The organism is Luteibacter sp., assembly GCF_051958795.1.
Lineage (GTDB): Bacteria > Pseudomonadota > Gammaproteobacteria > Xanthomonadales > Rhodanobacteraceae > Luteibacter.
This window is the reverse complement of the sequence record NZ_JBQCFT010000064.1, coordinates 1-11,683: the sequence shown is the minus strand read 5'-3', so window position 1 is coordinate 11,683 and position 11,683 is coordinate 1. Positions and strand designations below refer to the sequence as shown.

The following is an 11,683-nucleotide window of genomic DNA, read 5'->3' as shown; positions in this document are numbered from 1 at the left end:
GGGGGGGGGCGCCGGGCGGGGGGGCGCGGGCGGGCCCCCCCCCCCCCCCCCCCCCCCCCCCCCCCCCCCACAACGGCCTCGCCGCGCTCAGAGGTCGGCGAGTGTCAGCGGGGCGGTGAGGGGCTTGCCGTCGAAGGTGGGTTCGCCGGACCAGGCCAGGCGCCCTGCGGCAATGGCGCCCACGACCGCCGGGAGCAGGCGGTGTTCTTCGACCAGCAGTCGCGTGGCCAGGGTTTCTTCGGTATCGGTGGGGCCGACGCTGATGCGCGCCTGGGCGACGACCGGGCCGCCATCCAGTTCGGCCGTCACGAAGTGCACGCTGGCGCCATGCTCGGTATCGCCTGCTTCAAGGCAGCGGCGGTGCGTGTGCAGGCCCTGGTACTTCGGCAGGAGGGAGGGGTGGATGTTGATCGCCCGGCCTTCCCAGTCCGCGACCACCGATGCATCGATGATGCGCATGTAGCCGGCCAGCACGAGCAGGTCGGGCTTCGCGTCCGCCACCGCCCCGAACAAGGCGCGGTCGAAGGCCACGCGGTCCGGAAAGGCTTTCGGGGTCATCGCCACGGTGGGAATGCCCGCGTCGCGGGCAATCTCCAGAGCGCCCGCCTTCGCCTTGTCGCTCCCGACCAGTACGAACTCAACTGGCAGGCGCGCGGCGATCAGCGCAGCAAGGTTGCTGCCGCGCCCGGAGGCGAGCGCGGCAACGCGCAGGGGACGATCCACGATTTTTCTCAAGCGATATGGACGCGCTCGTCACCGCTCGCGGCGACGACCGAGCCGATGACCCAGGTATCCAGGCCATGCGCGGCGAGGGCGGCCCTGGCGGCCTCCACCTGGCTCTTGTCCAGCAGCACCGTGAAGCCGATGCCGCAGTTGAAGGTGCGCCACATTTCCTCGCGGGCCACGTTGCCTTCGCGCTGCAGCCACTGGAACACCGGCGGCAGCTCCCACGAGGAGGCGTCGATGCTGAGGCCCAGGCCATCGGGCACGACGCGGATGATGTTTTCCTTCAGGCCGCCGCCGGTGATGTGGGCCATGCCATGCACGTCCACCTTCTGCAGCAGCTCGAGCACCGGCTTCACGTACAGCGTGGTCGGCGCCATCAGCGCATCGACCAGCTTCACGCCACCGACGTCCGCATCCAGCGGCGAGCCGGCCCGCTCGAGGATCTTGCGGATCAGCGAGTAGCCGTTCGAGTGCGGGCCCGACGAGGCGACGCCGAGGATCACGTCACCGGCCACGATCTTCGAGCCGTCGTTCATGGCGGACTTTTCGACCGCGGCAACGGTGAAGCCAGCCAGATCGTATTCGCCCGGCGCGTACATGTCCGGCATCTCGGCGGTTTCGCCGCCGATCAGGGCGCAACCCGCCAGCTCGCAACCCTTTGCGATACCGCCGACGACCGCTGCGGCCGTATCCACGTCGAGCTTGCCGGTGGCGAAGTAATCGAGGAAGAACAGCGGCTCGGCGCCCTGGACCAGGACGTCATTGACGCACATGCCCACCAGGTCGATGCCGATGGTGTCGTGGCGGTTGAGGGTGTGGGCCAGCTTGAGCTTGGTGCCCACGCCATCGGTGCCCGAGACCAGCACCGGCTCCTTGTAACGGCCGGAGAGGTCGAACAGGCCGCCGAAACCACCCAGCCCGCCCATTACTTCCGGGCGGAAGGTGCGCTTGACCATCGGCTTGATGCGCTCGACGAGGGCATTGCCGGCATCGATATCGACGCCCGCGTCGCGGTAGGTGAGGGAGCCCTGGTCGGAGGACATACGTGGTTCCGGCGCTGATTGGAAACGCGCAATGATAGCAGCAAGGCGGGGCGCCGGCCGGGCCTGCACGCGGCTTGGATGGACGCCATGCCAAGGTTTGGGCAGACTTCCCGCCTTCCCCGCAGCGATGCCATGACCATGCGCGCAGCCCGTACCCTCGCTTTCCTGACCCTGATCCTGCTGGCCGGCATCGGCCCGGCCGTGGCTCAGACCGCGATGTATTCGGTATCGGTGCCGGTGCCGGACACCAGCGCGGCGGTCCGCGACCAGGCCTTCGCCAATGGCCTGACCCAGGTGCTGGCCCGCGCCACGAACGGCGCGGACCCCCGTTCCAAGCCGGGTTACGCCGATGCCATGAAGCAGCCCGGTGGCCTGGTCCAGCAGTACCAGTACCAGCGGACCGGCGGCGCCAATGGCGCCCCGCTGGCGCTGGATATCACCTTCGACCCGGGCGCGATCCGTCGCGTCCTGGCGGTCGGCGACGCGGCCGCCGCGGCGCCCAAGCCCCCCGTGCTGGTCATCGCCCACGATGCCTCCGGCAAGGTGCTGAACATGCAGGACCTGGCCCCGCTGGCCCAGATGGCCGATGCGCGCGGCTACCAGATCGTCACCCCCAAGTCGGATACGCCGATCGATGCCAAGGCTGTCGCCGCGGGGGATACCTCCGCCGTGGCCGCGGTCGCGCGCCAATACAACACCGCCACCGTGCTGATCGGGACCATCCGTGACGATGGCACCGACTGGACGCTGATCAACGCCGGCCGCTCCTCCAGCTGGTCCGATAGCGGCGAAGCCCGCGCGGCCCTGCTTGGCAACGGCGCGAACGCCATGGCCGACAAGCTCGACCGCTCGTTCGCCGCGAACGCCGGCGGCAGCAGCAGCGGGAAGATCTGGGTCGCAGGGCTGCGCTCGGCCACCGACTACGCCGGCCTGCTGGCCACGTTCCAGAACGACCCCGCGGTGAAGTCCATCGCTCCGGTCAGCGCGACGGCCGACGGCGTGCTGTTCAACGTCAGCGCCGGTGCGCCGCTGGCTCGCCTGATTGCCGGCTACGCCGCCGGTGGCCATGTGCTGGCCGCCGACGCGCACGATGGCGCGGACCTCGCCGTGCGCTGGGTGCCCTGACGCATGACCCACGATAATTCGCGCCGCTGGCAGATGCTGGCGCTGATCGGCGTCATCGTCTTCGTGATCTGGCTGCTCGCGCCGGTGCTCATGCCGTTCGCGCTGGCGGCCATGCTCGCCTACCTGGGCGACCCGCTGGCCGACCGCCTGCAGCGCCTGGGCATGGGCCGCACGTGGGCGGTGAGCATCGTGTTCACCGTCATCACCATCATCTTCGTGGGCGTGCTGCTCCTGCTGGTGCCGCTGATCCAGCGCCAGGTCAGCAACCTCATCGATAACCTGCCGCACTACGTCGAATGGGCGCGCACCGTCGCGCTGCCCTGGGTCCAGCGGCGCCTGCATCTCGAACCGGATACCTTCGATACCGACAAGGTGCTCGCGACGATCCGTGAGCACATCGGTTCGATCGGCAGCATCGCGGCCCGCGCGCTCGCACGGGTGACGCAGTCGGGCATGGGGATCATCACGTGGATGACCAACGCGGTGCTGATCCCGGTGGTCGCGTTCTACCTGCTGCGCGACTGGGACACGATGATCGCGCACATCCAGCGGCTCATCCCGCGCTCGCTCGAGCCCACCGTGGTGCGCCTGTCGCGTGAATCCGACCAGGTACTCGGCGCGTTCGTCCGCGGCCAGTTGCTGGTGATGCTGGCGCTTGGCGTGTTCTACGGCCTCGCGCTCACCCTGGTCGGCATTTCGATCGGTCCGCTTATCGGCATGATCGCCGGCCTGCTCAGTTTCGTCCCGTACCTGGGCTTCATGATCGGCTTTGTCGCCGCGCTCGTGGCCGCGCTGGTGCAGTACGGCGACTGGACCCACGTGATCCTGGTCGGCGCCGTCTTCACCATCGGCCAGTTGCTCGAAGGCTACGTGCTGGTGCCGCGCCTGGTGGGTGGGAAGATCGGCCTGCACCCGGTGGCGGTGATCTTCGCCGTCCTGGCGGGCGGCCACCTGTTCGGTTTCCTCGGCGTGCTGCTGGCGCTGCCGGCGGCATCGGTGGTGGTCGTGCTGCTGCGTTACGTATTCGCGCGGTATCGCGAGAGCGATCTGTACAAGGAAACCGCGCCGGTCACCGAGGCGGTCGATGTCGACGTGGATGTCGATGTCGCGGTGAAAACCCATCCAGGCCCCCCACGGACGCCCGACAACGGTCCATGAGTACCCAGCTTCCCCTCGCGCTGCGCTGGCCCCGTCGCCAGCGCTTCGAACACTTCCACGCCGGTGAGAATGCCGTGGCGCTGGAGGCCGTGCGTGCGGCGGCCGTCGATGCGGCCGCGCCGTGGGTGTACACGTCGGGGCCGCTTGGCAGCGGCCGCACGCACCTGCTGGTGGCGGCTTGCCAGGCCGCTATCGATGCGGGACGCAGCGCCCAGTACCTCCCGCTTGCGGGCCTGCGTGGCACGCGGGCCGCGGCGATCCGCGGCATGGCCGGCAGCGACCTGCTGGCGATCGACGACCTGGATTCGATCGCAGGGGATCCGGACGGCGAGCACGCGCTGTTCGATACCTTCAACAGCTACAAGGCCGATGGCTGCACACTGCTTTTCGCGGCGAACGTGCCGCCGGCCACGCTGGATATCGCGCTGCCGGACCTGCGTTCACGGCTGGGCTCGCTGACCCAGGCCGTGCTCAAGCCGCAGGGCGATGCCGAGCGGCGCCAGGCGTTGCGTGATCACGCCGCCGATCGTGCGATCGAACTCGACGACACCGTCCTCGACTGGCTGTTCGCGCACCACGCGCGCGACCTTGGCGCGCTGCTCGACCTGCTCGATACGCTCGATCGCGCGACGCTGGCTGCCCAGCGCCGCGTGACCGTGCCCTTCCTGAAGAACCTGCTGAAGCCCGATTAGACGTCGAACTCGGCGAGCAGCGTCTTGGCCGACGGGTCGTTGTTACGCACCCCGAACACCTTCACTTTCTTCGATTCGGGCCAGTGCTCGACGACGAGATAGGTGCGTTGCGATGCCGAGCCGCTGGTGAACAGGGGCAGGTGATCGCGCGGGCCGATCTGCACGTACCGGACGCCCATGTCCTTGTGGTAGTGGCCGGCGAAGATGGCCTTGACGCCCACGGCGGCCGCCTTCGCGGCCAGGTTTTGTTCCCAGGCGCCCCAGCTACCGCTCCAATCGTCTGGCTTGTGTGCGTGGGCAAAAGTGAACCTGGCATCGCCGCTGGCCAACGCGCCGCGCGATTGCTCGAGCAACCACCCGGTCGAAGGCAGGACACGGTAATTCACCGGCTGCAGTGCTCCCGCGTAGGTCGACAGATCCACTTCGTAGAGGGGCGAGTTGTTGAGCTGGAGTTGCAGCGTGCTGCCCCATCCGTCGGCCTTGAACGCGTAGCTCCAGCTGCCTTCCTTGATGACCCGGCCGTTGTCGCCGCGCGACCGCAGGTCGAACGCGCGTACACGATCGCCATGCCCCACGACATGCTTGGTCAGGTTGTCCAGCGAATCGGTCGCACAGTAGGCGAACTCACACGCCTTGTTGTTGCGCAGGTTGTTCTCGTAATCGTGGTTGCCCAGGCCGTAATAGAAATTATCGCCCAGGATGCCGAACAGCTCATTGATCTTCTGGTGTTCGAAGAACAGGCCGTGCGAGGTGAGGTCGCCGTTGATGATCACCGGGATGCGCTGCTGGGGATGGGCCTTGCGGAAGGTCGCGATGCTCTCGTATTGCTCGCGTACCAGGGATTCAGCCAGCGCATTGTCGGTGGGGCGGCCCTCGTCGGTCGCGTCCGTCCACGGATACTGCGGATCGGAGGTAACGACCATGATCTCGGGCGTTTCGGCGGACGCGGTGAACGCCGCGGTGGCGAGCAGCACGGAGGCGAGGAGGCGATGGGGGGTGTGGCGCATGGCACATTCCTTTGTGTCGTAGGGGAACGCGGCGAAGAAGTCGCCGCGGACGACACGTTAGCGAGGAATGGCCGACACGTGATGAAGGGAACGCCTTCATCACGTGTCAGGTTTCGCTGACGATTAGCGAGTGATTAGCTGACGCCAAGGAGGCGCGGGGTCGCGTTGGCCGTGATCACTTCGGTCATCGCGGCGGCCACCTTGTGGTTACCCGCGACGATGTTGCCGCTCTCGGGCAGACCTTCGCGACCGGAGAAGTCGTTGTAGACGCCACCGGCTTCGCGCACCAGGAGGGCGCCTGCGGCCATGTCCCACGGCTGCAGGCCCGGCTCGAAGTAACCATCGAGGCGGCCGGCGGCGACATAGGCCAGGTCCAGCGCGGCCGAGCCCATGCGGCGGATATCTTCCGCTTCCTGGAGCAGCGCATTGGTGATGCCCAGCTGCGATTCCAGGTGGTTGCGCACGCGGTACGGGTAGCCCGTGCCGAGCAGCGCCCCGCTCAGGCCATCGCGGCGGCCGACGCGGATGCGGCGGTCGTTGAGGTAGGCGCCATCGCCCTTGCTGGCGGTGAACAGTTCATCGCGCAGGGGATCGAACACCACGCCATACACCGGCTCGCCCTTGTCGAGCAGCGCGATGGAGACGGAAAAGTGCGGGATGCCACGCAGGTAGTTATGCGTGCCGTCGAGTGGATCGATCATCCACACGAGGGGGCCCTTGCCGGTCTGGCCCGACTCCTCGCCCACGATGGCGTGGGTGGGGTAGGCGCGGCGGAGTTCCTTGACGATCTCGGCTTCGGCGAGGCGATCGACCTCGGAGGCGAAGTCCATCCGCTGCTTCTCGACGACCGCGAGGCCCTCGATGCGATTCATGTAGCGCAGGATGATGTTTCCTGCGGAGCGCGCGGCGCGCGCCGCGACGTTGACGGCGGGTCTTGGCATGGGGATCGGCTTGGCAAAAGAACAGGGGAAGCGGTCGAAAGCCGCGTCGGTCGGGCAGTTTACCACCGGGGGCGGCGTCGCCCAAGTCGCGGGCCGGTGTAGACTTTCCGGTCCTGAAGAATCCCAGCCGGCGCCCATGGCCCCCACGCCCTACGACCACTTCCGCTTCGTCCTCGTCCGCACCTCGCACTCGGGCAACATTGGCTCGGCGGCCCGTGCCATCCGCACCATGGGATTCGACCGGCTCACCCTGGTAGCCCCGAACCGCTTCCCGGACCCCGAGGCCACAGCGCTGGCCGCGGGCGCGGATGACGTGCTGGGCAACGCCGTGGTGGTCGACGACCTCGTGGGCGGCCTGGCCGGTACCACATTCGCCCTGGGCCTCTCGGCCCGCCGCCGCGGGGTGAACATCCCCGAGCTGGATCCCCGCGAGGGCGCCGCCCAGGCCATTGCCGCCGCCCGCCGGGGCGAGCAGGTGGCGCTGGTTTTCGGCAATGAGCGGACCGGGCTGGAGAACGACGAGCTGTCGCGCTGCCACGCCATGGTGCGGATCCCGAGCGTGGATGACTTCAGCTCGCTGAACCTCTCGCAGGCGGTGCAGGTGGTGGCCTACGAGATCCGCACGGCCTTGCTGGCCGGGCAGGCCGCGCCCGCGCCCGAGGCGGCCGAGCTGGATCCGGACGAAGTGCCGGCGGACGCGGAGCAGGTGGAGCGCTTCTTCACCCACCTCAGCGAGACGCTGGACGACATCGAGTTCCACAAGGGCCGCTCGCCGACCACCATCATGCTCAAGCTGCGCAAGCTGTTCCTGCGCGCACGGCCTGAGCTGCGTGAACTGCGCATCCTCCACGGCATTCTGGCTGATGCCCAGCGCATGGCCGGGCTGGCCCACAAGAAAAACGACTGAACAGCTTTCGTAGGAGCCCACCCTGTGGGCGACATCCTTCGCGAAGGCGCTACAGGACCTGCGACTCACCGGCGAGCGGCGTCGCCCACAGGGTGGGCTCCTACGAATCGCATTGCTTCGTCAGAACAGGTCGCGGAAGAATTTCAGCAGCGCATGGCTGAAGGTGGCCGATAGCGCCACGGCTGCGATCGTCGAGCCCCACACGGCCAGCAGCAGCGCGCCGTCACGTTCGACCAGGGCGAACGCGAACGCCACCAGCATGCCGCCAAACAGGTAGTTGGTGAACGGGATCGGCAGGGCGAGCAGGATGCCGACCAGGATCATCACGGCCCCCGAGACGAAGGTGAAAGGCCGCCGGCTCAGCCGCTGCAGGCGTGGCTTGCAGGCCTTCTCCAGCCGCCCGGTAAACGGCGCGATGCGATCGAGGAAGCGCAGGAGGCCGTCGCGCGACATCGTCCGTCGCTTGAGAAATCCCGGAATCCACGGGTGTTCCAGGCCGACCAGCATCTCCAGGCCCAGCCCGACCACCAGCACGCCCATGATCCCGCCGATGCCCACGGGCACCGGGATGAAATTGGGGATCGCGAGGAGCAGCAACAGGAAGCCGAATGCCCGGCGCTTCAGCGGCTCGAGCAACTGCTCCACGGTCATGCGCTCGCCGGGCGTCGCCAGGGCCGCCGCCCGGAGCAGGGCGGCCGTTTTCTCTTCGCGGGGTTCTTTGTCGGCCATGGCCGGAGCGTCGCCAGCGGGCCTTGAACCGGGGATGAGCGGTTATTCCTCCACCACGGTTTCGTCGGGCGCCGTGCTCACCAGCACCTTGTCGATGCGCGCGCCGTCCATGTCCACGACCTCGAAGCGGTGCCCCTGCCAGGCGAACGATTCCCCGGCATGCGGGATGTGCCCGAAGGCGGTGGTGACCATGCCCGCCACGGTGCGGAAGTCGTGTTCTTCCTCGTTGGGCAGGCGGTCGAGCTGGAGCAGCTCGCGGAGATCGTCGGCGGGCAGGGCGCCATCGACCAGCCAGCTGCCATCGTCGCGGCGGATGATCGGTCCGTCCTGGGCGGCATCGTCCGCCGCCGGCGCCGTGGCGCCGACCACGGCCGAGAGCAGGTCATTGAGCGTCACCAGGCCTTCGATATCGCCGTACTCGTCCACGGCCAGGGCCAGTTGGGTATCGGCATCGCGGAACGATTCGAGCAGGTCGAGGGCGCGCGCGGTGGCCGGCACGAACAGCGGGCGGGCGACGTGGGCGAACAGATCCACCTCGCCGGTCTGGAACGAGCGGATCAGCGATTTCACTTCCACCGTCCCGATCACCTCGCTTTCGTCGCGGCGGAAGGCCGGGTAGCGGGAGAACGGGGTCTGCCGGAGCACCTCGAGGTTGTCTTCGCGGGGCGCGGCGATGTCGAGCCAGGCGATCTTCATTCGCGGGGTCATCACCGACCCCACCGTGCGATCGCCCAGGCGGAGCACCCGGTTCACCATGTTGCGCTCGTCGCTGTCGAGGATGCCCTGCTCGGCGCTCTCGGCCACCAGCAGGCGGATCTCCTCTTCGGTCGCGGCATTCGCGCCCTTCCGGTGCAGGCCAAGGACCCGCAGGATCCCGGTGGAGACGTGGTTGAGCAGCCAGACCAGGGGCAGGGTGATCCGCGAGACCACCATCATCGGGACGGCAATCTGGCTGGCGATCTTCTCCGGGGCGGTCAGCGCGGCGCGCTTGGGCACAAGCTCGCCCACGATGATCTGGACCAGCGACATCAGCAGGAAGCCGGCCAGCCAGCCCAGCACCCGCATGTACGGCTCCAGCCAGGCCGGGCCGTCGCCGTGGATCAGCTCGGCGAAGTGCTCGGCCAGCTTGTCACCCGCCAGGGCGCCGGTGACCAGGATGATCAGGGTCATGCCGACCTGCACCGTCGACAGGAACTGCTCCGGGGATTCCGCCAGTTGCAGGGCCACGCGGGCACGCCGGCTGTCCCGGGCCATCTGCTTCAGGCGGCTCTTGCGCGAGGCCACCACGGACATCTCGGACAGGGCGAAGAACCCGTTGGCGAGCGAGAGGATGAAGACGAGCAGGAGTTCGGTGAGCATGTGGAGGGCTATATACCAGACGCGGCCAGCAAGGTCTTGCCGTCGGGATGCAGCAAGGGCGGGGCGAGGTCCGGTAACATAAGCGTCATATTCCCCGATGATCCCTCAGGCAACCCCATGTTTTCACTCCAGACCATGTTCGGTAAGGGCGACAAGTTCTACGGCCTCCTCGAAGAGAGCGCCGAGGCCGCCCGCGAAAGCGCCAAGGCCATGCACGAGCTCGTTACCCGTGCGGACCGCTCGCCGATCATGGCCGCGTTCACGACCACCCGGGCCCGCGAGAAGGCGTTGCACGCCCAGATCGGCGAAGAGCTGGTCAATACCTTCGTCACCGCGCTGGACCGTGAGGACATCGAGGCGCTGAATTCCGCGCTGTACAAGATCCCCAAGACCATCGAGAAGTTCGCCGAACGCTACATCATCGTCGCCGAACGGCTCCAGGGTGTCGATTTCGGCCAGCGTGCCGTGCTGCTCGAGCGCTCGGCCGATGTCGTCGTCGACATGATCGCCCAGCTCCGCCAGGGCCTGAAGATCGGCCCGGTGAAGAAGCTCCGCGACCAGCTGCACGCGCTGGAAGCCGAGGCCGACCGCCTCCTGCTCGATCCCTACCGCACGCTCTACGCCGAAGGCTCGGATCCGTTGCGCGCCATCCTCACCAAGGATCTTTTCGAGCTGATCGAGAAGGCCGTGGACAAGTGCCGCGACGTGGGCAACGTCGTCTACGCCATCGTCCTCAAGAACTCCTGAGGACGGGCGTCCCATGAGCATGGTCATCGCGGTCGTCCTGATCGCCCTTGCGTTCACCTACATCAACGGCTTCCACGACACGGCGAACTCGATCGCCACCGTCGTCGCGACCAAGGTGCTCACCCCGGGCCAGGCGGTCCTGCTGGCGGCGGTCACCAACCTGGCTGGTGCGCTATGGGGCACCGCCGTGGCGGCCACCATCGCGTCGGGCCTCATCGATACCGGCGTGGTCGAGGTCGGCTCGCAGCTGCTGATCAGCGCGCTGCTGGGCGCCACCATCTGGAACCTGATCACCTGGTGGCTGGGCCTGCCTTCGAGCTCCAGCCACGCGCTGGTCGGCGGCCTGGTTGGCGCCGCCCTGGCGGCCTCGCAGGAAAACATCCACTCGATCATCTGGTGGCAGGGCGGCGCGCACTGGTGGCTTGGCAAGGGCGTCGTGCCCAAGGTCATCGTGCCGATGATCGTCTCGCCGTTCCTCGGTTTCGTCATCGGCTTCCTGTTGATGGGTGCGCTGTACGCGTTGCTGGGCTGGTTCTCGAGCCAGAAGGGCTACCTGCACCGCTTCGGCCGCACGCCGTTCGTGAACAGCTTCTTCGGCAAGGCGCAGATCGTGTCGGCCAGTGCCATGGGCCTGTCGCACGGCATGAATGATGCGCAGAAGAGCATGGGCATCATCGCCCTGGCCCTGGCGGGCGCCACGGCCGCCGGCCAGTTCGATCACCTGCCTGAGTTCCTGTCGTTCCTGCGCATTGCGCACGACCCGGCGGCGCCGGGTGGTTTCCCGATCCCGGTGTGGGTGAAGGTGGTCTGCGCGCTGACCATGGCGGGCGGTACGGCCGGCGGTGGCTGGCGGATCATCAAGACGCTGGGCCACAAGATGGTGAAGCTGCATCCGATCAATGGCTTTGCCGCGGAAGGCAGCTCGGCGGCGGTGATCCTGACGGCGTCGGTGTTGGGTATCCCGGTGTCGACGACGCACAACGTGTCGGCGTCGATCATGGGCGTGGGCGCGGCGAAGCGTTTCAACGCGATCCGCTGGTCGGTGGTCGAGCGGATGGTGTGGGCGTGGATCCTGACCCTGCCGATCACGGCGGCGATCGGCTATGGCCTCGTGAAGCTGGGGCATTTGTTCTAGACCGATCACGCGATAAGGCTCGCCTTCGGCTTCGCGGGGGGGGCTCGGCCTTTGGCCATCGCGCTAGCGCTCTGACGTCTCTGGAAAGAGCCCTTGGCGCCCACCCGCGCTGCG

The 11,683-nt window shown here is 67.7% G+C and carries 12 protein-coding genes; 6 read left to right on the top strand and 6 right to left on the bottom strand.

From position 1 onward, the window contains the following. Window positions 1-87 precede the first annotated feature (87 nt). Complete coding sequence (gene purN, locus ACTHLF_RS03670; protein ID WP_440324964.1) at window positions 88-726, bottom strand: phosphoribosylglycinamide formyltransferase; 639 nt, start codon at window positions 724-726, stop codon at window positions 88-90. A 5-nt stretch (window positions 727-731) separates the two neighbouring features. Further along, window positions 732-1,769 carry a phosphoribosylformylglycinamidine cyclo-ligase gene (purM, locus tag ACTHLF_RS03665; protein WP_440324962.1) on the bottom strand — a complete coding sequence of 346 codons (1,038 nt, stop codon included), beginning with the start codon at window positions 1,767-1,769 and terminating at the stop codon, window positions 732-734. Window positions 1,770-1,907: 138 nt separating this feature from the next. Between purM and ACTHLF_RS03660 the strand changes: the two genes are divergently transcribed. The 3 genes from ACTHLF_RS03660 to hda are packed head-to-tail and all read left to right on the top strand — an operon-like array spanning window position 1,908 to window position 4,744. Then, a complete protein-coding gene (locus ACTHLF_RS03660; RefSeq protein ID WP_440324960.1) occupies window positions 1,908-2,894 on the top strand; it encodes a DUF2066 domain-containing protein in 987 nt (328 codons plus the stop codon). Window positions 2,895-2,897: 3 nt separating this feature from the next. Then, window positions 2,898-4,052 (top strand): AI-2E family transporter, encoded by a 1,155-nt coding sequence (locus ACTHLF_RS03655; protein WP_440324958.1) that lies wholly within the window; start codon window positions 2,898-2,900, stop codon window positions 4,050-4,052. Next, complete coding sequence (hda, locus tag ACTHLF_RS03650) at window positions 4,049-4,744, top strand: DnaA regulatory inactivator Hda (RefSeq protein ID WP_440324956.1); 696 nt, start codon at window positions 4,049-4,051, stop codon at window positions 4,742-4,744. The genes ACTHLF_RS03655 and hda overlap by 4 nt, the downstream gene beginning before the upstream one ends. Here hda and ACTHLF_RS03645 read toward each other — a convergent pair. After that, window positions 4,741-5,751 (bottom strand): metallophosphoesterase, encoded by a 1,011-nt coding sequence (locus ACTHLF_RS03645; RefSeq protein ID WP_440324955.1) that lies wholly within the window; start codon window positions 5,749-5,751, stop codon window positions 4,741-4,743. The two genes, hda and ACTHLF_RS03645, sit on opposite strands and share 4 nt — an antisense overlap. 134 nt (window positions 5,752-5,885) lie before the next feature. Beyond that, window positions 5,886-6,692 (bottom strand): inositol monophosphatase family protein, encoded by an 807-nt coding sequence (locus ACTHLF_RS03640; protein WP_440324953.1) that lies wholly within the window; start codon window positions 6,690-6,692, stop codon window positions 5,886-5,888. Window positions 6,693-6,828: 136 nt separating this feature from the next. Between ACTHLF_RS03640 and ACTHLF_RS03635 the strand changes: the two genes are divergently transcribed. After that, window positions 6,829-7,599 (top strand): RNA methyltransferase, encoded by a 771-nt coding sequence (locus ACTHLF_RS03635; RefSeq protein ID WP_440324951.1) that lies wholly within the window; start codon window positions 6,829-6,831, stop codon window positions 7,597-7,599. Between the two features lie 120 nt (window positions 7,600-7,719). Here ACTHLF_RS03635 and ACTHLF_RS03630 read toward each other — a convergent pair whose 3' ends face one another. Beyond that, a complete protein-coding gene (locus tag ACTHLF_RS03630; RefSeq protein WP_440324950.1) occupies window positions 7,720-8,328 on the bottom strand; it encodes an exopolysaccharide biosynthesis protein in 609 nt (202 codons plus the stop codon). 42 nt (window positions 8,329-8,370) lie between these two features. After that, window positions 8,371-9,687, bottom strand: coding sequence for a hemolysin family protein (locus tag ACTHLF_RS03625; RefSeq protein WP_440324948.1), 1,317 nt, complete (start codon window positions 9,685-9,687; stop codon window positions 8,371-8,373). A 117-nt stretch (window positions 9,688-9,804) separates the two neighbouring features. On the opposite strand from ACTHLF_RS03625, the gene ACTHLF_RS03620 reads away from it, so the two are divergent. Next, complete coding sequence (locus ACTHLF_RS03620; RefSeq protein WP_440324946.1) at window positions 9,805-10,434, top strand: DUF47 domain-containing protein; 630 nt, start codon at window positions 9,805-9,807, stop codon at window positions 10,432-10,434. A gap of 13 nt (window positions 10,435-10,447) precedes the next feature. Beyond that, complete coding sequence (locus ACTHLF_RS03615) at window positions 10,448-11,569, top strand: anion permease (protein ID WP_440324944.1); 1,122 nt, start codon at window positions 10,448-10,450, stop codon at window positions 11,567-11,569. The last annotated feature ends 114 nt before the right edge of the window (window positions 11,570-11,683 follow it).